Source organism: Konateibacter massiliensis (genome assembly GCF_900184995.1).
Taxonomy (GTDB): domain Bacteria; phylum Bacillota; class Clostridia; order Lachnospirales; family Lachnospiraceae; genus Lachnotalea; species Lachnotalea massiliensis.
Genome location: NZ_LT860099.1, coordinates 1869884 through 1894708 on the forward strand (window position 1 = coordinate 1869884; position 24825 = coordinate 1894708).

At 40.6% G+C, this 24825-nt stretch carries 19 protein-coding genes and 1 other annotated feature; of the genes, 2 read left to right on the forward strand and 17 right to left on the reverse strand.

Features of this window, described 5'->3' with window-relative positions; translation table 11 throughout:
* Window positions 1–216: 216 nt before the first annotated feature.
* The 11 genes from CTY48_RS14445 to CTY48_RS14495 all read right to left on the reverse strand — a co-directional run bounded on the left by CTY48_RS14445 (window position 217) and on the right by CTY48_RS14495 (window position 17772).
* Complete coding sequence (locus CTY48_RS14445; RefSeq protein WP_099469176.1) at window positions 217–1911, reverse strand: peptide ABC transporter substrate-binding protein; 1695 nt, start codon at window positions 1909–1911, stop codon at window positions 217–219.
* A gap of 72 nt (window positions 1912–1983) precedes the next feature.
* Window positions 1984–2976: an ABC transporter ATP-binding protein gene (locus tag CTY48_RS14450; protein ID WP_099469177.1), complete on the reverse strand. Its 993-nt coding sequence runs from the start codon at window positions 2974–2976 to the stop codon at window positions 1984–1986.
* A complete protein-coding gene (locus CTY48_RS14455) occupies window positions 2973–3971 on the reverse strand; it encodes an ABC transporter ATP-binding protein (RefSeq protein ID WP_099469178.1) in 999 nt (332 codons plus the stop codon). Before CTY48_RS14455 ends, CTY48_RS14450 begins: the two co-directional genes overlap by 4 nt.
* A 14-nt stretch (window positions 3972–3985) precedes the next feature.
* Window positions 3986–5032, reverse strand: a complete 1047-nt coding sequence (locus tag CTY48_RS14460) for an ABC transporter permease (protein ID WP_099469179.1) — start codon at window positions 5030–5032, stop codon at window positions 3986–3988.
* Between the two features lie 22 nt (window positions 5033–5054).
* Window positions 5055–5972, reverse strand: coding sequence for an ABC transporter permease (locus tag CTY48_RS14465; protein ID WP_099469180.1), 918 nt, complete (start codon window positions 5970–5972; stop codon window positions 5055–5057).
* A gap of 556 nt (window positions 5973–6528) precedes the next feature.
* Window positions 6529–10230, reverse strand: coding sequence for a DNA-directed RNA polymerase subunit beta' (gene rpoC / locus CTY48_RS14470; RefSeq protein WP_099469181.1), 3702 nt, complete (start codon window positions 10228–10230; stop codon window positions 6529–6531).
* 16 nt (window positions 10231–10246) lie between these two features.
* Entirely contained in the window at window positions 10247–14101 is a 3855-nt protein-coding gene (gene rpoB / locus CTY48_RS14475) for a DNA-directed RNA polymerase subunit beta (protein ID WP_099469182.1), read from the reverse strand.
* Between the two features lie 186 nt (window positions 14102–14287).
* Entirely contained in the window at window positions 14288–14662 is a 375-nt protein-coding gene (rplL, locus tag CTY48_RS14480; protein ID WP_099469183.1) for a 50S ribosomal protein L7/L12, read from the reverse strand.
* Window positions 14663–14701: 39 nt separating this feature from the next.
* Window positions 14702–15190 carry a 50S ribosomal protein L10 gene (gene rplJ / locus CTY48_RS14485; protein WP_099469184.1) on the reverse strand — a complete coding sequence of 163 codons (489 nt, stop codon included), beginning with the start codon at window positions 15188–15190 and terminating at the stop codon, window positions 14702–14704.
* A 34-nt stretch (window positions 15191–15224) separates the two neighbouring features.
* Window positions 15225–15361: a sequence feature (ribosomal protein L10 leader region), on the reverse strand.
* A gap of 25 nt (window positions 15362–15386) precedes the next feature.
* Window positions 15387–16580: a hypothetical protein gene (locus CTY48_RS14490; protein WP_099469185.1), complete on the reverse strand. Its 1194-nt coding sequence runs from the start codon at window positions 16578–16580 to the stop codon at window positions 15387–15389.
* A gap of 1 nt (window position 16581) precedes the next feature.
* Window positions 16582–17772 carry a glycosyltransferase 87 family protein gene (locus tag CTY48_RS14495; protein WP_099469186.1) on the reverse strand — a complete coding sequence of 397 codons (1191 nt, stop codon included), beginning with the start codon at window positions 17770–17772 and terminating at the stop codon, window positions 16582–16584.
* A gap of 241 nt (window positions 17773–18013) precedes the next feature.
* Between CTY48_RS14495 and CTY48_RS14500 the strand changes: the two genes are divergently transcribed.
* Together CTY48_RS14500 and CTY48_RS14505 are read left to right on the forward strand one after the other, a co-directional pair.
* Window positions 18014–19612 (forward strand): ArnT family glycosyltransferase, encoded by a 1599-nt coding sequence (locus CTY48_RS14500; RefSeq protein ID WP_099469187.1) that lies wholly within the window; start codon window positions 18014–18016, stop codon window positions 19610–19612.
* Window positions 19613–19621: 9 nt separating this feature from the next.
* Window positions 19622–21697, forward strand: coding sequence for a glycosyltransferase family 39 protein (locus CTY48_RS14505; RefSeq protein ID WP_099469188.1), 2076 nt, complete (start codon window positions 19622–19624; stop codon window positions 21695–21697).
* A gap of 118 nt (window positions 21698–21815) precedes the next feature.
* On the opposite strand, the gene rplA is transcribed toward CTY48_RS14505, so the two are convergent.
* The 6 genes from rplA to CTY48_RS14535 all read right to left on the reverse strand — a co-directional run bounded on the left by rplA (window position 21816) and on the right by CTY48_RS14535 (window position 24724).
* Window positions 21816–22508 (reverse strand): 50S ribosomal protein L1, encoded by a 693-nt coding sequence (gene rplA / locus CTY48_RS14510; protein WP_099469189.1) that lies wholly within the window; start codon window positions 22506–22508, stop codon window positions 21816–21818.
* 65 nt (window positions 22509–22573) lie between these two features.
* Window positions 22574–22999: a 50S ribosomal protein L11 gene (gene rplK / locus CTY48_RS14515; RefSeq protein WP_099469190.1), complete on the reverse strand. Its 426-nt coding sequence runs from the start codon at window positions 22997–22999 to the stop codon at window positions 22574–22576.
* A 100-nt stretch (window positions 23000–23099) separates the two neighbouring features.
* Window positions 23100–23615 carry a transcription termination/antitermination protein NusG gene (gene nusG, locus CTY48_RS14520; RefSeq protein WP_099469191.1) on the reverse strand — a complete coding sequence of 172 codons (516 nt, stop codon included), beginning with the start codon at window positions 23613–23615 and terminating at the stop codon, window positions 23100–23102.
* Window positions 23616–23671: 56 nt separating this feature from the next.
* Window positions 23672–23878 carry a preprotein translocase subunit SecE gene (gene secE / locus CTY48_RS14525; RefSeq protein ID WP_099469192.1) on the reverse strand — a complete coding sequence of 69 codons (207 nt, stop codon included), beginning with the start codon at window positions 23876–23878 and terminating at the stop codon, window positions 23672–23674.
* Window positions 23879–23904: 26 nt separating this feature from the next.
* Complete coding sequence (gene rpmG, locus CTY48_RS14530; protein WP_094377599.1) at window positions 23905–24054, reverse strand: 50S ribosomal protein L33; 150 nt, start codon at window positions 24052–24054, stop codon at window positions 23905–23907.
* Between the two features lie 226 nt (window positions 24055–24280).
* The gene (locus CTY48_RS14535; protein ID WP_099469193.1) at window positions 24281–24724 is read right to left on the reverse strand and encodes a hypothetical protein; all 444 of its coding nucleotides are present in this window, start codon (window positions 24722–24724) and stop codon (window positions 24281–24283) included.
* Between the last annotated feature and the right edge of the window lie 101 nt (window positions 24725–24825).

A 24825-nucleotide genomic window follows, 5' to 3' on the forward strand; every position in this document is an offset into this window, starting at 1 on the left:
CGGTACAATTCGCACATGCTTCGTTTCATATTGCGGAACTCGTTTTGTAATATGATACTTATAATAAAATTATAAAATGTTATACCGCATATGTCAAGGAACAAAAAATTAACAATCTTTCCTATCTATAAGAAAGTGTGAGGTGTGCATGATATAAAAAAGGGACAAGACCCCTGAGGAATCTTGCCCACTCTTTTTATATCAACTATATTTTAATTATTCTGCAATATCTGCATACATGAAGTACCAGTATCCATAAGCTGAATGCCACATTCCTGTGATATTTGAGCTCTGTAACCAGAAGTCATTATAATATGCAATCGGAATGCATCCCGCATCGTTCATGATAGTATCTTCTGCTGTATGAAGTGCTGCTGATCTCTCTGCAGGATCTAATGCTATCGCTGCTGCATCAAATGCTGCATCAAAGTCTGCACTTACATAGTTACCATCGTTATTTCCGTTTGTACTGTAGAAAACATTAAGCATGTTAGACGGATCGCTGTAATCTCCAACCCAGCCGTTACGTGCGACTTCATAGTCACCGGAACGACGCATCGGTGTAAAGCTTGACCACTCAACGATATTTACTTCAAGAGTAACTCCAAGCTCAGCCCAAGCCTGCTGTAAATACTCAGCTACTACTTTATGATATGCTGTATCATTTGTTGTATAAGTGATAGTTGGGAAACCTTCGCCGTTTGGATATCCAGCATCTGCAAGAATCTGCTTCGCCTGCTCAAGGTTTGCATCAAAATTTGCTGTATCAATATATGGCTTTCCGCCATTTGCGTTCTCACTGAAATCGCCGCCTGCCGGATCACTCCAGCCCGGTCCGAATAAGCTGCCTGCTGCTGTGTAAGTTCCCTGCATCAATGTGCCTGCAACATACTCACGATCAATTGCAAGACTTAAAGCCTTACGAACTTCAGCATTGTCAAATGGTGCTACCTCAGCGTTTAAGTTTACATAGTAGGTTCCGATAATCGGCTCTACATGGAATTCCTCATTTCCTTCAAGGCTTGGGATTTCTTCTGTAGGAACGTCTTTAATCATGGAAACATCACCTGTTTGGTATGCACTGTAAGCTGCATTACTGTCTTCCATTAAAACGAATTTAACTGCATCTAATTTAACTGCATCAGCATTCCAATAGTTAGGGTTCTTGCTGAATGTGATATGAGAACCTGGTACCCACTCAGTCACATATAATGGACCGTTTGAAACATAAGTTTCAGGAGCGGTTGCCCATGCATCACCGTTTGTCTCAATTGTAGCCTGCTGAACAGGGCTTAATGTTGCAAATGCTGCAATACTGTCAAAGTAAGGGCAAGCTGCTGAAAGCTCTACTACAAAAGTCTTGTCATCCGGAGCTGATACTGCTAATGCATCAAGATCTCCATTGATTGCTTCTTCATAACCCTTTACCATGCTAAGAACTGTCTCAGCATAAGGAGCTGCAACAAGTGGATCACATACACGTTTCCAGCTATAAACGAAATCGTTTGCTGTCAAGTCTGTGCCGTCTGACCATTTTAATCCGTCACGAAGGTGGAATGTCCATGTGAGACCATCTTCTGATGTCTCCCAAGTCTCAGCCTGGCCCGGTGCAATGTTTCCGTCCTGATCTACTGTAAGTAAGCACTCAAAAGCATGTAAAATCATATTTCCGCCGTCAACTGCGGAATTCAATGCCGGGTCAATTGTCTCTGGATCCGGTCCAATCTGAACTGATAACACTTTTCCGCCTGTTGCAGCAGTGTCCTCCGCCTGAGCGTCCTGATTACCAGTAGTTGTCTCTGTCGTTGTGCTTCCGTTTTCTGCTGTGGTGCCGTTACTTGAAGAACCACAAGCTGTTAAGCCGGCTACCATTGTCATAGCCAATGCAACTGCTAAAAACTTTTTTTTCATAAATACGCCTCCTAAAATTTTATTTTTTATCTATGCATAACTACCTCTCGGTAGGAATTGCTGAGATTAATACTACGAATTAATTTTATCAATGTGATGACAGGCAGCATAATGGCCTTTGCTTATTTCCTTCCATACCGGCGTCGATGCTGCACACTCCTCAGTCGCATATGGACATCTTGTTCTGAAATGACATCCGGATGGCGGGTTCATCGGACTCGGCACATCACCGGTTAACATAATACGTTTGCTGGCTCTTGCCGTCTTAGGATCCGCTATCGGAATAGCTGAAATCAAGCTCTTCGTATATGGGTGAAGGCTATTCTTAATCAACTCATGGCTGTCTGCAAGTTCAACCATTTTACCCAGATACATAACACCGATACGGTTTGATATATGTCTCACGATAGATAAATCATGGGCAATAAACAGATAGGTCAATCCCATTTCTGCCTGTAAATCTTCAAACATATTGACAACCTGTGCCTGAATGGAAACATCCAATGCAGAAATCGGTTCATCACAAACAAGGAACTGCGGTTTTACCGCCAACGCTCTCGCAATACCGACACGCTGTCTCTGTCCGCCCGAAAACTCATGCGGGTAACGGTTTGCATGCTCGGAGTTCAATCCGACGCGCTGTAATATCTCAATGATACGGTCATAGCGGTCCTGCTTTGACTGAGCAAGCTTATGAATGTCAATCGCTTCCCCTACGATATCACCTACTGTCATTCTTGGGTCCAAGCTTGCATACGGATCCTGAAAAACAATCTGCATTTTCTTTCTATATGGCAGCATATTTGGTGCTATTTTATTTTCACTGTCAAAAATGACATCATTCTCAAACGTAATCTTACCTGCGGTCGGCTCGTATAAGCGCAGTACACTTCTTCCTGTTGTTGTCTTACCACAGCCGGATTCTCCAACAAGTCCAAGTGTCTCTCCCTTATCAATCGTAAAGGATACATCATCCACAGCTTTTAAATATTTTTTATTTTTTCCGATACCACCTACCGGAAAATACTGCTTTAAATTTTCTACCTGAATTAATTTTTCACTCATTGCTGCTTTCCTCCTTCAAATTCCTTTTTTTGATTCAGCCAGCACTGAGTATAATGCTCATCATCAAAAGTTGTAACAGGAGGCATTTCACGCAGACATACTTTCATACAGCTATTACATCTCGGTGCAAACGCACAGCCCTTAGGCGGATTTAACATATCAATCGGCGTGCCTTCAATCGGAACAAGCCTCTCATATTCCTCTGTATCCAAACGAGGTACACTCTTTAACAATCCCTTAGTATATTCATGCTTCGGCTCATAAAAGATTTGATCTGTTGTGCCGTATTCGATAATTTTTCCTGCATACATAACTGCAATTTTCTCACACATGCTTGCCACAATACCCAAATCATGTGTAATCATAATGATAGCCATGCCTAACTTACTCTTCAACTCCATCATAAGCTCAAGAATCTGTGCCTGAATTGTCACGTCGAGAGCGGTTGTCGGCTCATCTGCAATCAGAAGCTTAGGCTCACATGCAAGTGCAATCGCAATCATAACACGCTGGCGCATACCGCCTGACAGCTCATGAGGATACTGCTTTAAGCGGCGTTCTGGCTCATTGATACCAACCAGCTCCAAAAGTTCTTTCGCTCTTTCTTTCGCCTGCTTTTTATCTTTATCGGTGTGCAAACGCACTACCTCTTCTATCTGATTTCCAATCGTCCATACCGGATTTAAGCTGGTCATAGGGTCCTGAAAAATGATAGAAACCTCGTTGCCTCGGATTTTTCTCATTTCTCTTTCCGTCATGTCATTGATACGATGACCGTTAAAGTCCAACGTTCCACCAATCAATTTACCCGGATGCGCGGTAAGCCCCATAAGGGAATACGCCGTTACCGACTTACCGGAACCACTCTCTCCAACTATACCAAGTATCTCTCCCTCTTTTAATTGAATGGAGACTCCATTTAAGGATTTTACTTCTCCTGCCTGTGTAAAAAAAGAAAGACGCTCATCTTTTATATCAACTAGGTATTCTGCCATAATTATCACCCCTTCTAATTCTTCAACTTAGGATCAAATGCATCTCTTAATCCATCGCCAAGCAAGTTAAAGCTTAAAATAATCAAACTGATCAAAATTGCAGGGATAAATAAAAGATATGGATAAGTATTCAGTCCATTGATTGCCTCACTTGCCAAACTTCCCAAAGAAGGAAGCGGAACCGCTACTCCGAGTCCTAAAAAGCTCAAAAAGCTCTCTGTAAAAATAGACGCCGGAATCTGAAGTGTTGTTGTAACAATCAATGTTCCAATACAGTTTGTCAACAAATGTTTTTTAATAATTCTTCCGTTTTTTGCACCCAATGCTCTGGCAGCGGTTACATAATCGCTTTCCTTCAACATCAATATCTGGCTTCGCACCATACGTGCCATACTAACCCAGTATAACAATGCAAATACAACGAAAATACTGATAAGGTTTACACCGAGTGTGTTAACCCAGCCAAAGCCCGGAAGCTTCATCAATGTCTCAAGAGGTGCCTTCAATGCAAAGGATAATAAAACGATTAACAAAACGTCCGGAATCGTGTATATAACATCGACGATACGCATCATAATCAAATCTACCCAGCCGCCAAAGAATGCGGCTACGGCTCCATATACGGAACCGATTACAAGAATAATAGCAGTTGCTACAAGTCCTACAATAAGTGAAATACGGCTTCCCATCATAACACGGATTGCATAATCTCGTCCCATCTTATCTGTTCCGAGAATATGAGGAAAGACCTTCTCTCCTGCATCAATCTGTGCCTGCTCCTGCGCGGAGTACTGCATAGGGCTTAAACTATTTGCACCCTTAATCTGGGTCTTATAGGAATATGGATAAAAGCTCGGTACAATAAACGAGCAAAACATAATAAGCACAATTACTACAATACTAGCCATTGCAATTTTATTTTTTACTAATCTCCTAAAGCCGTCTTTCCAAAAGCCAACGCTCTCACGCATAACGACTAAACTTTCTTTTTCTGCCTCTGAAGCCGGAAGAAAGTCATCTGGATTTATTTTTAACTGAAAACTAACTGGATTCTCTTTCATGTCTGATTTCTTCTTCCTTTCCTTAGTCTAGCTTAATTCTTGGATCTACAAGCTTATATAAAATATCAACAACTACATTCATAATTACCATTATCGTCGCAAGGAAAATTGTCGTACCCATAATAAGAGTGTAATCACGGCTTGTGATAGATCCTATAAATTCACTACCAAGTCCTGGAATTGTAAATATTTTTTCTACAATAAAACTTCCTGTTAATGTGTATGCTGTCATCGGTCCTACATATGTGATAACCGGCAAAATCGCATTACGGAGAGCATGTTTAAATACACCGACTAACTGGTTAAGTCCCTTTGCACGCGCGGTTCTCATATAATCCTGTCCCAAAACATCAAGCATGGAGGAGCGCATCAAACGCATAATATATGCGGTAGGATAAAGTGACAATGAAATCACCGGCATAACATAGTGCTTCCACGAGGTTAATCCAAATGTTGGAAACCATTTAAGCTTAACTCCCAAAAAGTACATCATAATTGTACAGATAACGAAACTTGGCACCGCGATACCGCATGTTGCGATTACACTTACCAGATTATCTAAAAACTTGCCTCGATTTAAAGCTGCAATACAGCCAAGCGGAATTCCTACAAGCAGGGATACGATAATTGCCACACCACCAACTCTTGCGGAAACCGGAAATTTCATAGTAATGATACCCATTACGGTACGACCACGCTGCTTTAAGCTATCGCCAAAGTCACCGTGAACAGCATCCTTTATGTATGTAATATATTGTTCATACAGCGGCTTGTCTAAACCATACTTAGCCTCCAAAGCTGCCTGTGCCTGCGGACTGATTGCCTTCTCAGATAAAAACGGTCCACCCGGTACCAGATTCATTAAGAAAAAGGTAATAGTAGCTACAATCCATATTGTAACCACTGCCATAAAAATTCGTTTTATAACATATTTTATCATCTCATCGACTCCTTAATATTATAGTCCTCAAAAAAAACAATGGTGTCCCCATCTTCGTATAACACCATTGTTAATTACTATAGATTTAGATAATAGCAGTTTTACACGCATTTGTCAAATTTTAATGCCCTGAAATTATTGGTAAAACGGCATTTTGGGTGTCATAAAAATGCACTTACTTTCATATTTATTCAACTTTCTCTATGTACCGTTTTAAAGCACAAAAGTAGTACTTTTGTTTTACAACTTTTATCTTCACAAAAATAAGCCTTAAAATTATAAATTCTCAAATGATAGAATAAAAATACACTTTTATTTTTTAATAAAATATTTTATTTTCTTTAAGTTTTTTTAATTATTTTCTTAACTATACAAGAAAGTGTGAGTTCTGCTCACACTTCGCGCCCGAGTGGGTTGCGTAGCAACTACTTTCACTCTGCGAGGTGCGCATAATATTTTGATATCATAAATTGCTTTGCAATTTCCTATGATATCAAAATAAGGTCTCTGCGTATTTGTAACACGCAAAGACCTTATGACAAAACAATTCTTTTCTCTACTCTTCCTCAGATATTGCAATAAATTTCTTATCGTCAAAATCCTCAGAAATATCTAAGTCTTCAGAAAACAGAAGTTCTTCTTCTTCGTTCACATCCGTGTCAAGCTTTACAGAGCGATAACGCTTCATACCTGTTCCTGCCGGAATCAGTTTACCAATGATAACGTTCTCTTTCAGACCAATCAACGGATCAATCTTTCCTTTGATTGCAGCCTCTGTAAGAACCTTTGTTGTCTCCTGGAAGGATGCTGCCGACAGGAAGGAGTTCGTTGCAAGAGAAGCCTTTGTGATACCAAGCATAACCTGCTTTCCTTCTACAAGCTCTTTTCCGTCTGCTGCCAGTTCTTCATTGATATCATCGAAGTCCAATGTATCTACCAATGTTCCCGGTAACAGTTCAGAATCACCGTTGTTCTCAACCCTTATCTTCTTTAGCATCTGACGCACAATTACCTCAATATGCTTATCGTTAATCTCAACACCTTGCAGGCGGTAAACTCTTTGTACTTCCTGGATCATGTAATCCTGAACAGCACGCACACCCTTAATCTTAAGAATATCGTGTGGATTTACACTACCTTCTGTCAACTCATCACCGGCTTCTAAAACCTGACCGTCCTGAATTTTAATTCTGGAACCGTATGGTATCAGATAAGCCTTTGACTCTCCTGTTTCATTGTTTGTGATAACAACTTCACGTTTTTTCTTTGTATCCTGTATAACAGCAGTTCCGCCAAATTCTGCAATAATTGCAAGTCCCTTCGGCTTTCTTGCCTCAAAAAGCTCCTCAACACGAGGAAGACCCTGTGTGATATCGTCTCCGGCAACACCGCCCGTATGGAAGGTACGCATTGTAAGCTGTGTACCCGGCTCACCGATTGACTGAGCTGCAATAATACCTACTGATTCACCAACCTGTACCGGCTCGCCTGTCGCCATGTTGGCGCCATAGCATTTTGCACAGATACCGATATGGGAGCGGCAGGACAGAACCGTTCTGATCTTAATCTTTTCAAGTGTGTTGCCCTTCTGGTCAACGCCCTTTGCCATAATCATAGCAGCACGCTTCGGTGTTACCATATGATTTGCTTTTACTAACATATTGCCTTCTGCATCATAGATGTTTTCAGCAAGATATCTACCTGTAATTCTCTCCTGAAGGCTTTCAATCTCTTCTTTTCCATCAGTGAAGGCAGATACCACCATACCCGGAATCTCCTTGCCTTCGCAGCAGTCTGTTTCTCTTACAATCAAGTCCTGTGATACGTCAACAAGACGTCTTGTCAAATAGCCGGAATCGGCTGTACGAAGTGCTGTATCAGAAAGACCCTTACGCGCTCCATGAGCTGACATAAAGTATTCCAATACGTCAAGTCCTTCACGGAAGTTTGATTTGATAGGCAGCTCGATTGTACGGCCTGTTGTATCAGCCATCAATCCACGCATACCTGCAAGCTGCTTAATCTGCTTGTCGGAACCACGGGCACCAGAATCAGCCATCATAAAGATGTTATTGTACTTATCAAGTCCTGATAACAGCTTATCTGTCAATATATCATCCGTTGTCTTCCAAGTCTCAACAACTTCCTTGTATCTCTCTTCCTCTGTGATAAGACCACGTTTGTAGTTCTTTGTGATTTTATCAACTGTATTCTGTGCTTCCTTAATCAGCTCTGGCTTTTCAGGCGGCACTGTCATATCGGAAATGGAAACTGTCATCGCTGCCTTTGTTGAGAATTTGTATCCCATCGCCTTGATATCATCAAGTACTTCAGCAGTTTTTGTTGCTCCATGCGTATTAATTACTTTTTCCAGAATCTGCTTCAAGCCCTTTTTACCAACATGGAAGTCGATTTCAAGCTTCATATCATTTTCCGGATTTGTACGGTCTATAAATCCTAAATCCTGTGAAATAATTTCGTTGAAAATAAAGCGTCCCATCGTTGATTCCACATTACCGGTCTTGTAGCTTCCGTCTGATGTTTTTCTAGTCATTCTGACTGTAATTCTAGAATGAAGTGTTATTGCACCATTCTCATATGCCAGAATTGCTTCATTAACATTTTTAAAGAACTTTCCTTCACCAAGTGCTCCCGGTCTTTCCTGTGTCAGATAATAGATACCAAGTACCATATCCTGTGAAGGAACGGCAACCGGACCACCATCGGACGGTTTTAACAGGTTGTTTGGTGATAAAAGTAAAAATCTACATTCTGCCTGTGCTTCTACTGACAATGGCAAATGCACCGCCATCTGGTCACCGTCGAAATCGGCGTTGAACGCAGTACACACCAACGGATGAAGCTTAATCGCCTTACCTTCTACAAGGATAGGCTCAAATGCCTGAATACCCAATCTATGAAGGGTAGGAGCACGGTTTAACATAACCGGATGCTCTTTGATTACATCTTCCAGTACATCCCATACCTCAGGCTGTAATCTCTCCACCATCTTCTTTGCATTTTTAATATTATGAGAAGTGCCGTTTGCTACAAGCTCCTTCATAACGAAAGGTTTGAACAATTCAATTGCCATTTCCTTCGGAAGACCGCACTGGTAAATCTTAAGCTCCGGTCCTACGACGATAACGGAACGTCCTGAATAATCAACACGCTTACCAAGTAAGTTCTGACGGAAACGTCCTGATTTACCCTTTAACATATCGGACAGAGATTTTAATGCTCTGTTACCCGGGCCTGTTACAGGGCGGCCACGTCTGCCGTTATCAATCAAAGCATCTACCGCTTCCTGAAGCATTCTCTTTTCATTTCTTACGATAATGTCCGGAGCACCAAGGTCAAGCAGTCTCTTCAAACGGTTATTTCTGTTAATAATTCTTCTGTATAAATCATTTAAATCGGAAGTTGCAAAACGTCCGCCGTCCAACTGAACCATCGGGCGTAAATCCGGCGGAATAACAGGAACTACATCCATTATCATCCATTCCGGCTTGTTGCCTGATTCTCGAAACGCCTCCACAACCTCTAATCTCTTAATGATTCTGGCACGTTTTTGACCGGTTGCTTCCTTTAATCCACGCTTTAAGTCAGTTGATTCTTTTTCAAGATCAATCGCCTGTAAAAGCTCTTGGATTGCCTCAGCTCCCATTCCAACTCTTATCTGATTGCCATATTTTTCTTTTACATCCTGATATTCTTTCTCTGTCAATACCTGTTTGTACTGTAGTTCAGTCTGTCCTTTATCCAATACGATATAGGAGGCAAAATATAACACCTTCTCCAGTACTCTCGGTGATAAATCAAGAATAAGTCCCATACGACTCGGGATACCCTTGAAGTACCAGATATGTGATACAGGCGCAGCAAGTTCAATACGGCCCATACGCTCTCTACGAACGTTTGCCTTTGTCACCTCAACTCCACATCTATCACAAATGACACCTTTATATCTAATCTTCTTATATTTACCGCAATGACATTCCCAGTCTTTGCTAGGTCCGAAGATTTTTTCACAGAACAATCCGTCTTTTTCAGGCTTCAGTGTTCTGTAGTTGATGGTTTCCGGTTTTTTTACAACACCGTCTTCCTCAAACCACTTTTTCCATGCTTCACTATTTTTATCAGCAGGCTCCGGCATCCTGTGTGACCAGGAACGGATTTTCTCCGGTGATGCCAAGCCGATTTTGATTGCATCAAAAGTCATCGGCTGATAAGTTTCGTTATTCATTGTTTCTGGCATTATATGGCGCTCCTCTCTACATATCGTCAAAAGCATTATCGAAGGCTAACTCGTCTTCCATTTCTTCTTCTTCGTCTTCCTCTTCCTCAACATCAACAAGTTCATTGCTGTCCTCGTCAAATTCCTGGCTGGTGAAGCCCATGCTGCCGAAAGACTCAGAATCCGGTACATACCCTCTCTCCTCATCCAGAACAAAGTTCATGTCCGTATCGCCATAATCAGTATTTTCCATAATTTCCACTTCTGTCTGGTCTTCTTTCAGAACTCTTACATCAAGTCCTAATGACTGAAGCTCCTTCAAAAGTACCTTAAAGGATTCCGGAATTCCCGGTTCAGGGATATTTTCACCCTTAATAATGGCTTTATAAGTCTCAACACGACCGTTTACATCATCTGATTTCACGGTTAAGATTTCCTGTAAGGTATAGGATGCACCATAAGCCTCGAGCGCCCAAACCTCCATCTCTCCGAATCGCTGTCCACCAAACTGTGCTTTACCTCCAAGAGGCTGCTGGGTAACAAGTGAGTAAGGACCGGTAGATCTCGCATGAATCTTATCATCAACCAAATGGTGAAGTTTCAGATAATGCATGTGTCCGATTGTTACTGAACTGTCAAAATACTCTCCGCTTCTTCCGTCACGCAGGCGAACCTTTCCGTCTCTTGTAAGCGGAACACCCTTCCACAGCTTTCTGTGTTCTCTATTCTTATCCAAATACTCAAGAACCTCCGGCAATAATTCCTCGCCGTGCTTTGCAACGAACTCTTCCCATTCAAGGTTTACATAATCATTCGCCAAATCAAGAGTATCCATAATATCATCTTCTCGCGCACCGTCAAATACAGGTGTTGCAATGTTAAAGCCTAATGCTTTGGAAGCCAAACTTAAATGGATTTCCAATACCTGTCCGATGTTCATACGGGAAGGTACGCCAAGCGGGTTAAGCACGATGTCCAAAGGACGACCGTTTGGCAGGAACGGCATATCTTCTACCGGCAATACGCGGGAAACTACACCCTTATTACCGTGACGTCCAGCCATCTTATCTCCAACTGAAATCTTTCTCTTCTGAGCAATGTAAATACGAACTGCCTGATTTACTCCAGGAGACAATTCATCCCCGTTTTCTCTTGTAAATACCTTAGCATCTACAACAATACCGTATTCACCGTGAGGTACCTTCAAGGAAGTATCACGAACCTCTCTCGCCTTTTCGCCAAAGATAGCACGAAGAAGTCTTTCTTCTGCCGTAAGCTCTGTCTCTCCCTTTGGTGTTACCTTACCAACTAAGATATCACCTGCACGAACTTCCGCACCGATACGCACAATACCTCTTTCATCCAAATCCTTGAGAGCATCGTCACCTACACCCGGAACGTCTCTTGTGATTTCTTCAGGTCCGAGCTTCGTATCTCTTGCTTCTGCTTCGTATTCTTCTATATGAACAGACGTATAAACGTCTTCCTGTACAAGTCTTTCACTTAAAAGGATAGCATCCTCATAATTGTAGCCTTCCCATGTCATAAAGCCGATCAACGGATTCTTTCCTAATGCGATTTCTCCGTTTGCTGTGGATGGTCCATCCGCGATTACCTGTCCCTTTTCCACATGCTCGCCCTTAAACACGATTGGCTTCTGGTTGTAGCAGTTACTCTGGTTACTTCTGATAAACTTAGTCAGACGATATACATCTCTTGTTCCATCATCATTTTTCATTGTGATTTCTTTTGATGTGGAACGCTCAATCGTACCTGACTTTTTCGCAACGACACAAACACCTGAATCGACTGCCGCCTTCTCTTCCATACCCGTACCGACTACCGCAGCTTCTGTTGTCAAAAGCGGCACCGCCTGACGCTGCATGTTTGATCCCATGAGGGCACGGTTAGCATCGTCGTTCTCAAGGAAAGGAATGAGTGCTGTAGCAACAGAGAATACCATCTTAGGCGATACATCCATATATTCAAACAAGTGTCTTTCATATTCCTGTGTTTCATCTCTGTAACGACCGGATACACTGTTGTTCATGAAATGTCCCTGCTCATCCAACGGCTCATTTGCCTGTGCTACGTGGATATCATCTTCCTCATCCGCTGTCATATAAACTACTTCTTCTGTGACAATCGGATTCTTGATGTCTGTTCTGTCTATTTTTCTATACGGCGCCTCAATAAAACCATATTCATTGATGCGTGCATAGGTTGCCAGCGAGTTAATCAAGCCGATGTTAGGACCTTCGGGTGTCTCGATCGGACACATTCTTCCATAATGGGAATAGTGAACATCTCGAACCTCGAATCCGGCTCTATCTCTTGACAAACCACCAGGACCAAGTGCTGATAAACGTCTCTTATGAGTCAGCTCACTGAGCGGATTATTCTGATCCATGAACTGGGAAAGCTGTGAGGAACCAAAGAATTCCTTCACCGCAGCAGTTACCGGTTTGATGTTAATCAAGGACTGTGGAGATACACCCTCCAGATCCTGTGTGGTCATTCTTTCTCTGACTACACGCTCCAGTCTTGATAAACCAATGCGGTACTGATTCTGCAACAATTCACCAACCGCACGGATACGTCTGTTTCCTAAGTGGTCAATGTCATCATCTTTGCCAATTCCATATTCCAAATGAATATTATAATTAATGGAAGCTAAAATATCTTCTTTTGTGATATGCTTCGGTATCAGCTCCGGAATGCTCTTTACAATCGCTTCCTCGATATCTTTGCTATCACTATTTTCTTCCAGTATTTTTTGAAGCACCGGATAGTATACTAACTCTGTAACACCTAATTCTTTCGGATTGACATCCACAAAGTTTGTGATATCAACCATCATATTGGAAAGAACCTTAACATTTCTCTCCTCTGTCTGAATCAAAACGTAAGGAACCGCAGCATTCTGAATGGAATCTGCCAGTTCTGCCGTAACAGTAGTGCCTGCTTCCGCAAGAATTTCACCGGTCGTTACGTCAACCACATCTTCTGCCAAAATGTGATTTTTGATACGGTTTTTAAATGCAAGCTTTTTGTTAAATTTATATCGTCCAACCTTCGCGAGATCATATCTTCTCGGATCAAAGAACATACTTGTGATTAAGCTCTCTGCGCTGTCAACTGATAACGGCTCACCCGGACGAATCTTTTTGTATAATTCCAAAAGACCTTCCTGATAGCTCTCTGCCGTATCCTTTGCAAGACTTGCCATAATTTTAGGTTCTTCGCCAAACAGGTCAATAATTTCCGGATTGGTGCCTAAACCTAACGCTCTGATTAATACGGTAATCGGAACTTTTCTTGTTCTGTCTACACGAACATAAAACACATCATTGGAATCAGTCTCATACTCAAGCCATGCACCTCTGTTCGGGATTACGGTCGATGAATATAATTTCTTACCAATTTTATCGTGTGCGACTGCATAGTAGATTCCAGGAGAACGAACCAACTGACTAACGATAACACGCTCAGCACCATTAATTACGAAGGTACCGGTTGCTGTCATTAACGGCAGGTCGCCCATAAAAATCTCATGTTCGTTAATTTCATCTTTTTCCTTGTTATAAAGACGAACGCGTACTTTAAGAGGAGCTGCATAGGTTGCATCTCTCTCCTTGCATTCTTCTATTGAATATTTCACATCGTCTTCACACAGCACAAAATCTACGAATTCAAGACTTAAATGTCCACTGTAATCCGCAATCGGAGATATATCCGCAAAAACTTCCTTTAAGCCTTCGTCAAGAAACCACTGATAGGAATCTTTCTGAACTTCAATTAAATTAGGCATTTCTAATACTTCTTTCTGCCTTGAATAACTCATACGGACGCTTTTGCCACTTTTAACAGGACGGATTCTATTTTTCTCCATTTGACGTTTCACCCCTTGTTCTTGATAAGTTGTTATTTATTTTCAATTTCGCCTAAATAGGCATACGATGCCACAATAGTGCATTTTCCATAATAACATAATTGAAAATGTGTGTCAAGCACTTTTTCTTTAGATGTCAAAAGACCCCCGACATATTCGGGAGTCTTTCGTATAAGTATCACTCTATTATTTAAGAGTAACTTTAGCGCCTTCTGCCTCAAGTTTAGCCTTGATGTCATCAGCTTCTGCTTTGGAAGCAGCTTCTTTAACAACCTTAGGAGCTCCGTCAACTACTTCTTTAGCTTCTTTCAAGCCTAAGCCTGTAGCTTCACGAACAACCTTGATAACCTTAACTTTGTTTGGTCCAACTTCTGTTAATTCTATGTCGAACTCTGTTTTCTCTTCTGCTGCTTCTGCTGCTCCGCCTGCTGCTGCAACTACAACACCTGCTGCTGCGGATACACCGAATTCCTCTTCACATGCTTTTACTAAGTCGTTTAATTCTAATACTGTTAACTCTTTGATTGCATCAATAAGTTCTGCTGTTGATAATTTTGCCATTTTATTTACCTCCGATTATTTTCTTTTTATAGTTTGTTATTACGCTTCTTTTGCTTCTGCGATCTGATTAATAACGCGAGCAAAGTTTGTGATAGGTGATTGGATACTTCCAAGTAATTTGGAAAGAAGTTCTTCTCTTGAAGGAATTGTAGCAATCTTGTTCATCCCCGCGCCATCATAGTAGTTATCTTCTACGATACCGGCTACGATTTCCAATGCAGGAGCTTCCTTCTGGAATTTAGCGATAATTCTTGCCGGAGCAGTCGCATCTGTCTTAGAAATTGCGATTGCATTCGGTCCTTCTAAATGCTGACCTAATACTTCACACGCTGTTCCCTCAAACGCCAATTTCATCATGGTGTTCTTGCAAACCTTGTAAGTAATGCCTGCTTCTCTTAACTGTTTACGAAGCTTTGTGTCCTGCTCAACAGTGATTCCGCGGTAGTTAATTAACACAACTGTCTGTGCGTCCTTAATGTTCTCTGAAATCTCTGCTACGACCGGTTTCTTCTCTTCTATCTTTGCCATTAGCCTTGCACCTCCTTATAATATTAAGCTTGTGCTGCCTGAAAAAAAATCTCTTCGTCCGAGGACAAAGAGATTATATAAAGTCACTTTCATTATATAAGCATCCTCGGTAGGCATTTTCTCTTTACGCCTTGCGGCACCTACTGTCTTCGGCAGTCAATTGCTTTTTATATAATATCAGCCACTTGCTTGTTTGTCAAGCACTTTCTAAACTTTTTTGATTTTTCCCTACATATTTGTAAATCCACATTCCCAAATCAAAAATCAGGAAAAGACTGGCAAAGGTATAAATGATAACCGGAACATTGACATAAGCCGACAAAATAACAGAGTATGCGCTAAAGGATACCAACACCTGAATAAGCGGAATGTAAAATTTCTTTACATATATAAATGCAAAAATAACAGAAACCACATCTGCCACATAGGCATAACGCTCGTGCATAAAAGGTAAAAATGCCATGGATATCAGCACAAATATAAGGAAGAGACACACAACAAATTCCTTTGATACCTCCACTCTGTTTCTGGCTATATAATACATAAGCACCATCATGAAGCCAAGTGTGAGCCAGATTGCAGCTTTGGAGTAGACGTCAATAAATTCTGTCGTTCCTGTCACCTGATAAATATTCGGGTATCCGAGACTTAGCTGAGGTGACTGCTCCGCCTGAACCGCATAAATCATCAGCAGCTCCTTTAACGGTCTTCCCGCTATCCACGCCGGAAGTATTCCGATAACATACATAAGCGGCATAAACAGGAAATGCTTTAAATCTATTTTTTTCAGTGCCCATAGCACGATGAGCGCCGGAAATACAAAGAGAGATTGAAGCTTTAACGCAAACGCGATGCCGTAGAAAAACATTCCCTTTGCAGGTCTGTTGTTCATCAGATGATAAATCGCCGCCAAAATCGCCGTCGTATAAATAACATCACACTGTCCCCATAGCGAACTGTTGTTTGCAACGGTAGGCAACAGCATCATAATGCTGTAAATTCCGATTGCCTTTGTACGATTTTTCGTAATGTCATAAATAATAACACCGCTCATGATGGACATCACAATATCAAACGCAACCGAGACAAGCTTGATACTATATAACAGATTAACCGGCAGATAGCTTAACATCAAAACAACAAATACATAGGCTGGCGTATAATCGTAAAAGTTGCCTGACAGACCCTTGAAGCCGCCCATCTCTTTCATCTGGGCAATCCACGGCTCCCAGCTTGCATAATAATCCCATGTCTCGTTATCTCGCATGCAATAGCGCATCATAAGAGTTACATAAGTAATACCCGCAAAAAGCAAAATATGCAAAAAGGTCAGCTTCATTTTTCCTATTTTAAACTCTTTGTGGAGCAAATTAATTAAATACTCATCCATTTTAGACCTCCTCACAGCTTATGCTGTTTTCATTCACATATTGATAGATATAAATGCCAAAATCCAGAATAAGGAATAACAACATAAAGGAATAAAGCCAAAACGGCACCATTCTATTGTCAGACAGACAGGATTGATATGCCCCGTAGGATACAATCAAATGTATAATCGGTATGTAAAGCTTTTTCAAATTCACTATTCCGATGATAATTGCCAGCATACCGGCAACATAGCCATATCTCTCATGCATATACGGCAAAAAGTAAACCGTAACCATAGCGATATAAAGAAATATATCTACCATATGGGAATCGCTTACCTTATATATCTTATAGGCAAGATAGAACATAACACACATCACAATACCTACCGCAAACCACATCGCAGCCGGACCATAGTAATCATAATACGGCTCAATTCCAATCAGCTCATATACGCCCGGCCAGTTCATTTCCAGATAAACCTGCTCCTTTGCCTGCGTCATGTAAATACCGATTGTGTCCCCAAAGCTCTTCCCCGCCAGTACAGCAGGAAGAAGGCTGATAAAATAGATAACCGGAAGCCACAAAAAATGAACTATCTTTATTTTTCTCTTTGACCAAAGTATAATGTATGCCGGCAAAAGAAAGATTGCCTGCATTTTAAAAGCGAACGCTATGCCAAACAGTATCATGGAAGGCAAAGACTTCTTCTTTATGAGACAATAGAGCGAAAGAATGAGGAAGGTCGCATAAATCGCATCACACTGTCCCCAAAAAGCACTGTTTACTACTACCGTCGGAAATATCCATGCAGCGGCATATGCAAACATGGTACGCAGCTTACTATTCGTAAGCTCCAGCACAATGAGTGCCACACCTGCCGCCATCGCAATATCAAATATACAAGAAACCAGTTTTATCCCCGTCAGCGGATTGATATTGGAGACCGCAATAAAATACAAAATCACCATATAGGGGGGATTATAGTTATAAAAGTCACCTCGCAGAGCACCGAAACCGCCCGCCTTCAATTCATTGATCCACGGCTCTAAAAACACAGTAAAATCACCGGTCACCGTTGATTTTACGCTAATTCGCATCATCAAGCCGGTAATTGCCATTCCGAACAGGAATATAATGTCCAAGACGGTAAACTCTACGTTTTTAATCTTAAACTTTGAATAAATCATATTTCTTAAAAATGTATCCATACTTTCCTCCATCATTCGTTTTCCCAACAAAATGCCTGCTTTGCAACTAAGCTGGCGGGCATACGGTGTTATTATATAACACATTCTCTTTATTTTATATTAAATTTTCTTTAATTTTTTGTTACAACTCTGTATCACATACTTTTTTGTGATATGATAATCGAGGAAAATATTTACTATAATAATTGAGGTATCAAGCATATTTCAATGCTTTAATCCTATAAATATGAGGAGAGTTACAATGAGCGAAACAAAATTCAAACTTTTTCAGAATGCTTTAAACAATTTACGCACTTCAAACAATTATTACAAAATACTGTTAGCCGTCATTTTTTTGATTGGCTTTTTTGTCCGTTTTTATCACCTCGGCTCCCTGCCAACCGGCATTAATCAGGACGAAGCATATGCGGGTTATGAGGCTTATTCCCTCTTAAACTACGGCATGGACTCCCATGGCTATGCCAATCCGGTCTATTTTGTTTCATGGGGGAGCGGCATGAATGTTTTATACAGCTATCTTACCATTCCGTTTTTACTTTTGACCGGCAATCACTTGACCGCTTTTGCGATCCGGCTTCCGCAGGCTTTTTTTGCCTGCCTTTCTATTGTTGCCTTTTATTATTTATTAAAAACACTCTACGCTGAAAAAGGAAAAATATTGCTCGGTACCTTTTTGTTTGCAATCATGCCTTGGCACATTATGCTTGCACATTGGGGGCTCGAATCAAACCTTGCACCGGCATTTCTGCTCTTCGGGCTTCTGTTTTTTATAAAAGCATCTGAAAACTCGAAGTATTATATGCTATCGGCACTCTTTTATGGGTTGTCCCTTTATGCCTACGCACCGCTTTGGCTGGCTGTACCGGTTATTTTGCTGCTGCAGTTTTCCTATTGTTTCTATTGTAAGAAATTTAAATGGGACAGATTTTTTGCAATCGCTCTTGTACTGCTGTTTCTCATTGCGGTGCCCCTTATGCTGTTTCTTCTTATTAATTATGGTTTTCTGCCCGAAATCAGGACCGGATTTTTTTCCGTCCCTAAGCTTTTGGCATACCGCGGAGGCGAGATTTCCATTCACAATATTAAGACATCACTTTATTCCTTTTATACTTTATTCACCGCACAAGATGACGGGCTCATCTGGAACTCCACATCAGAATTCGGGATTTACTACAAATTCAGCCTGATATTTGTTGTCCTCGGACTGTACTCCATCGGCAAAACTGCTGTTTTAAAAATAAAGAGCAGAAGCTGGCATCCGTTTACCTTTGTTTTCATCAATATTTTGGTCAGCGTTTTATTCGGACTGCTGATCAGCAATATCAATGTAAACAAAATCAACATGATACATGTTTCCCTTATCCTCTGTTGTATACAAGGTATCGTGACCGCCTCAGGCTTTTTTAGAAAATCGATTTATCCTTATGCTATTTTTGCCTATGCAATGAGCTTTATTGCGTTTCTATCATTTTATTTCTACCAGTATAACAATTATATTCAAGAGCCGTTTCAATACGGCGTGACAGAAGCCGTGCAGGCCACCTCAGAAAAATCCGGCTCTACCATCTATGTGCAGCCTGATATTTTCTATTCCACCGTGCTCTTTGCATCAGAACTTCCGGTTACCGAATATCTGAAGACGGTCGTATACGATCCGAACCTGCCGGAAGACTTTACACCGCTCTCCTTTGACCGCTTTGTATTCGGCTATGATGTGAATGAGCTTGACGAGGATTGTATCTACATTATCAACAACGACAAAATAAATATTTTTACAGAAAACGGCTTTACAATTGAGACATACGGAAATTACTCAGTTGCTTCTTATGTAAACCAGTAGGAGAACATCATGAGACATCTTAAATTAAATCAATTACTTTATTATTTTATTATTACGCTACTTTCCTTTTTGGTTTGCTGCATCACCCTAATGGCAGTCAATTTAAAAAGTACCGGATTTTTCAGTACTTTTTTATACGGCTACAAGCTTCCTGTTTTTCTCCTCGCCTGTGCCTCTTTTTTATTTATTTTACTTTACTTCCTGTGCAAGCCATTGTTTCAGCTCAGCGAAAAGCAGATGAAGCTTTTATCGGGTGGTATCCTTCTTCTTATTTTTGTACTGCAGGTCATTTTTGTTCTGAAAATGAAAGCCTCTCTGCGCTATGATACTCTGAAGGTATTTGACGAGGCTATCGCCCTCTTAAATGGCGAAACTCTCTCTCCCGATTACTCTTCGGGATACTTTGCAAAGTATCCCAACAACATACCGATTTGCATTGCTACTGCCCTGCTTTTAAAGCTGCCAAAGCTTTTTGGGGTTCCGGCACAATCCTATATGCTCTATGTTCAGTTGGTCAATGCAATGCTGATGAGTATTTCCTATCTTTTCTCCTATAAGCTCTTATGCAGAGCCACAAGCCCAAAAATAGGAAGTGTCTTTCTTTTCCTTGTACTGTTCAACCCTCTTACTTATTTGATTGCACCCTTTTATTATACACATACCTTTTCGATGGCGTTTTCGACCGGAGCAATCTACTTTTTTGTACGATGTATGCAGGAAAAAGAGAATACCAGGAAGCGTTTCTTATTCGCATTTTTGACAGGACTGCTGATCGCTGTGGGCTTTAAGATACGTGCTACCGTGCTTATTATTGCAATTGCTATTTTGGTCTACCTTCTCTTGAATATAAAGCGTTTAAGCAGAAGGTCTTTACTCACCTTTGCTGCCTTTGCCGCTGCTGCTTTAATGGGACTTGGAGGCTATGCCCTAGTTGAAAAAAATTATGTAAAATTTAATTACTATGATACAGGATATCCTGCAACACATTGGGTTATGCTCGGGCTGCAAAGCACGGGCGGCTACAATGCTGCGGACGATGCCTATACAGAAAGCTTTCACACAAGGAAAGAAAAAACTGAGGCTACCGAGGTTGCTATCATTCATCGTATTACGTCATTGCATGTACACGGTCTGCTTGACCTCTGGAAACATAAGATGGCTCTGACTTGGAGTGACGGTATTGATGATTTTATAGACAATATCAGTATGACCCAGAACTACGGTATCAAAAATGATTTGATTTCCGGCAATCAAAATGATATTTTAGTTACCTACTGTCATGTTTATCACTTTTTCGTCCTTGCCCTTCTTTTTATCGGCACCCTGACACTTTTTATACAAAAGTCGGAGCATTATCTGCTTATTGTCAGTCTCAACCTGTTGGGCGGTATCCTTTTCCATATTTGTTGGGAAGCAGGTGAGGTGTACAACATCTCTTTTTCCTGCTCGATGCTTGTACTTGCTGCCTATGGTTTCTGCTACTGCTTTGAAAAGTTAGACACTCAGAAGCTCGGACGCTGGAGTGTTGTTTTTGTGTCGGCTTCCGGCCTGCTTACACTCCTGTGCCTTGTGTATACAGGAAGCAGGCTTACCACAATGCCAATCACGCATTACGAATATGCCGCTAGGCAAGATTTAGCAGAGCCAGACAGTTTAGATAGCTCTTATGGGCTTATAGACGATACTCTGACACAGACCTTTACCCCAAATCGCTCCTTTAATCAAATCGGCGTAAAAATCAGAAATAGCTTGGGAAGCCAAAACTGCTCCTCGTATAAATTTCAGCTATTAAACAGTGACGGAAATATTTTATATGAGACAACGATATTGGGAATGAAGACTGCTGATAAGGATTATTACCGGGTTGATTTTAACACGATTGTTCCAAGAGAAAACGAAGTTTTTCAGATTAAGATTATTCCTGATATTGTAAGTGATGTACATTATCTTACTTTCCAGTTCTATGATACAGGAAATTATGACATATACGCAGGCGGCGTGTTGTATCGAAACAACTCTCCTACCGATGGTGATTTGACATTCTACGCGCTCAATCAATTTGAGAGTTCTTTTTTAAAGAAGTAAAGCCTCTTCACCTTGTAAAACATTCCGTAACAAAAGAAATATCCTAGGAAATTCGGAGAGCTTTCCTAGGATATACAAAATAAAAGCTGACCAAAGGTCAGCTTTTATTTTGTATTTATTATACTAATTTAGCAGTATTAATTCTTACACCAGGTCCCATTGTAGAAGTAACAGTAACACTCTTTAAGTACTGTCCCTTTACTGTACTTGGTTTTGCCTTGATGATAGCATCAAGAAGCGCATGGAAGTTGTCCGCTAATTGTTCTTCTGAGAAAGAAGCTTTTCCAATTGGCACATGGATAATGTTTGTTTTATCTAGTCTATACTCAACTTTACCAGCTTTGATGTCGTTTACTGCTTTGGTTACATCCATAGTAACTGTACCAGCTTTTGGGTTTGGCATTAAGCCCTTAGGTCCGAGAACGCGTCCCAAACGACCAACAACACCCATCATATCCGGAGTAGCAACTACTACGTCGAAATCAAACCATCCTTCATTCTGGATTTTAGGAATTAATTCCTCTCCGCCTACGAACTCAGCTCCTGCTGCTTCTGCCTCAGTTGCCTTGTCTCCCTTTGCGAATACCAAAATTTTCACAGTCTTACCAGTTCCGTGTGGTAATACAACCGCACCACGGATCTGCTGATCTGCGTGACGTCCATCACAACCAGTTCTAATGTGAGCTTCAACTGTTTCATCAAATTTAGCTCCAGCAGTCTTCTTTACAACCGTAATAGCGTCTGCTGTATCATAAAGATTTGCGCGGTCTACTAATTTAGCAGCCTCAACGTATCTTTTTCCTCTTTTCATTTAAATAACCTCCTAGTGGTATTATCGGGAGTTAACCCTCCCACAAATATATTGTCAACGTTTACTTATTCTTCTACTGTGATACCCATAGAACGTGCTGTACCAGCGATCATGCTGATTGCAGCTTCAATGCTTGCTGCATTTAAATCAGGCATTTTCAACTCAGCAATTTTCTGAACTTCTGCCTTAGAAATCTTAGCAACCTTTGTCTTATTCGGAACACCGGAACCAGATTTAAGGTTACAAGCCTTCTTTAATAATACTGCTGCCGGAGGAGTCTTTGTAATAAAGCTAAAGCTTCTGTCAGCATATACAGTAATAACAACAGGAATGATTAAGTCTCCCTGATCAGCTGTCTTTGCATTAAATTCTTTTGTAAACTGAACAATATTTACACCGTGCTGTCCAAGTGCTGGACCAACCGGTGGAGCTGGTGTAGCTTTACCAGCAGGAATTTGTAATTTGATATAACCTGATACTTTTTTTGCCATAATGGCACCTCCTAAAATCTTCTCAATTTTGTCTGCTAAGTTTTTTAGCATTACAATATTGAAAGTATTGTGGTAATTACGGGGGATTCCCTTCCACTTGTTACATTCTCTTCACTTCTGCGAAACTTATTTCTACCGGCGTTTCGCGACCGAATAGTTCAACATTGATTATTACAATCTGCTTATGAGGATTCATAGCCTGAATAACGCCAACTGTATCCTTCCACACACCTCCGGTAACAACAATGCTGTCACCTTCCACAAAGTCTACAACCAAGTCTTCAGATTTGATTCCCAATGGTTTCATCTCAGCTTCAGTAAGTGGTACAGGCTTAGATCCCGGACCTACAAAACCTGTAACTCCTCTGGTATTTCTTACTACATACCAGGTATCGTCATTCATAAACATATTGATAAGTACATACCCTGGAAAAAGCTTTTTTTGAACGTTTTTCTTTGCACCGTTCTTAAGCTCAACTACATCTTGCATCGGTACTCTTACTTCGAGTATCTGTTCTTCCAGATGTCTGTTCTCAATCGTTTTTTCAATGTTGGCTTTTACTTTGTTTTCATAACCTGAATAGGTATGCACAACATACCAATTTGCTTCTGACATAAAATCACCTTTGCCTTAAATAAGATTCTTTTCCTTCTTAACTTGGAAATCTAACGTTATTTTACTAATAAATCAACGCCGTATTTGATTATTGTATCTAATAATGAAATAATCAAACCTAAAATAAGTGATATAGCTACTACAGCCGTTGTCTGTTTTGCAAGTGATTTTTGATCTGGCCAAATAATCTTATTAAACTCAAGTTTAAGACCTTTATACCAATCTTTCTTTGGAGCCTTGTCTGCGTTTGCATTTTCTCCCATTTCATTCACTCCTTTAGCTAATCAGTTTATTTTGTTTCTTTGTGTAATGTGTGTGATTTACAGAATTTACAATATTTCTTTGTTTCCATTCTGTCAGGATGAGCTTTCTTATCCTTTGTCATGTTGTAATTACGTTGTTTACATTCCGTACATGCCAATGTTATCTTTACGCGCACAACTTCCACCTCCGCTTATTAAAAATATTTCACTGCTAATTGTAAGCACTGATATTTAGGCATAAAAAAAAGACCTACTTCCATCGCTAGTCTAATATATCATAATAATCCGCTATCGTCAACTGTTTTTTCTGCTGCTTCCGTAGCATTCATGATGCTTCAAAACCGTTATGCAATATTTCACGCCTGCCAGTCATTAGACCGGCAAGCGGAGTTTAATTGTCATTTACGATATTTTTTGCAGCTTTTCAGAGTGTTCAGCTACTACACGCTTCAGCAAATCAACATCATCGATTGTTGCATCCATTTTATCTGCATAATTTCTGTAACGCAAATATGTATCCGTGTAGCATGCTTCGATGTTATCCAAACGAGGTAAGAGTACATTTTCCTGGAAGAGCTCCATATTATGCATTCTTTTTTCTATCGTCTGCATTTTATTATCCATGGACTGCATTTTGTTTTCTAGGGATTGCATTTTACCTTCCAATCCCTGCATTTTGCTATCCATTCTGTCTTCCAATGCCTGCATTCTGTTGTCCATTCTGTTTTCTAACGCCTGCATTCTGTTATTCATCATTTGCATTTCATTTTTAATAGGCTGCAATTCAGCCTTTAGTTTTGTATCCATCATTCCGGATATTGCCAGCAGCAATTCATTATCCGTCACGTTTTCACCCCCACCTCTTTGGTCTCACCGTCTCTTCTTCATGAAAATATTTTAGCATAGCCAAGATGCAAAGTCCATTTTATTCTTTTAAAATATAAATA

Bases quoted from the DNA above. Each gene is read 5' to 3' on its own strand.
- CTY48_RS14445 (WP_099469176.1), bottom strand. From the start codon at position 1,911: ATGAAAAAAAAGTTTTTAGCAGTTGCATTGGCTATGACAATGGTAGCC.
- CTY48_RS14450 (WP_099469177.1), bottom strand. From the start codon at position 2,976: ATGAGTGAAAAATTAATTCAGGTAGAAAATTTAAAGCAGTATTTTCCG.
- CTY48_RS14455 (WP_099469178.1), bottom strand. From the start codon at position 3,971: ATGGCAGAATACCTAGTTGATATAAAAGATGAGCGTCTTTCTTTTTTT.
- CTY48_RS14460 (WP_099469179.1), bottom strand. From the start codon at position 5,032: ATGAAAGAGAATCCAGTTAGTTTTCAGTTAAAAATAAATCCAGATGAC.
- CTY48_RS14465 (WP_099469180.1), bottom strand. From the start codon at position 5,972: ATGATAAAATATGTTATAAAACGAATTTTTATGGCAGTGGTTACAATA.
- rpoC (WP_099469181.1), bottom strand. From the start codon at position 10,230: ATGCCAGAAACAATGAATAACGAAACTTATCAGCCGATGACTTTTGAT.
- rpoB (WP_099469182.1), bottom strand. From the start codon at position 14,101: ATGGAGAAAAATAGAATCCGTCCTGTTAAAAGTGGCAAAAGCGTCCGT.
- rplL (WP_099469183.1), bottom strand. From the start codon at position 14,662: ATGGCAAAATTATCAACAGCAGAACTTATTGATGCAATCAAAGAGTTA.
- rplJ (WP_099469184.1), bottom strand. From the start codon at position 15,190: ATGGCAAAGATAGAAGAGAAGAAACCGGTCGTAGCAGAGATTTCAGAG.
- CTY48_RS14490 (WP_099469185.1), bottom strand. From the start codon at position 16,580: ATGGATGAGTATTTAATTAATTTGCTCCACAAAGAGTTTAAAATAGGA.
- CTY48_RS14495 (WP_099469186.1), bottom strand. From the start codon at position 17,772: ATGGATACATTTTTAAGAAATATGATTTATTCAAAGTTTAAGATTAAA.
- CTY48_RS14500 (WP_099469187.1), top strand. From the start codon at position 18,014: ATGAGCGAAACAAAATTCAAACTTTTTCAGAATGCTTTAAACAATTTA.
- CTY48_RS14505 (WP_099469188.1), top strand. From the start codon at position 19,622: ATGAGACATCTTAAATTAAATCAATTACTTTATTATTTTATTATTACG.
- rplA (WP_099469189.1), bottom strand. From the start codon at position 22,508: ATGAAAAGAGGAAAAAGATACGTTGAGGCTGCTAAATTAGTAGACCGC.
- rplK (WP_099469190.1), bottom strand. From the start codon at position 22,999: ATGGCAAAAAAAGTATCAGGTTATATCAAATTACAAATTCCTGCTGGT.
- nusG (WP_099469191.1), bottom strand. From the start codon at position 23,615: ATGTCAGAAGCAAATTGGTATGTTGTGCATACCTATTCAGGTTATGAA.
- secE (WP_099469192.1), bottom strand. From the start codon at position 23,878: ATGGGAGAAAATGCAAACGCAGACAAGGCTCCAAAGAAAGATTGGTAT.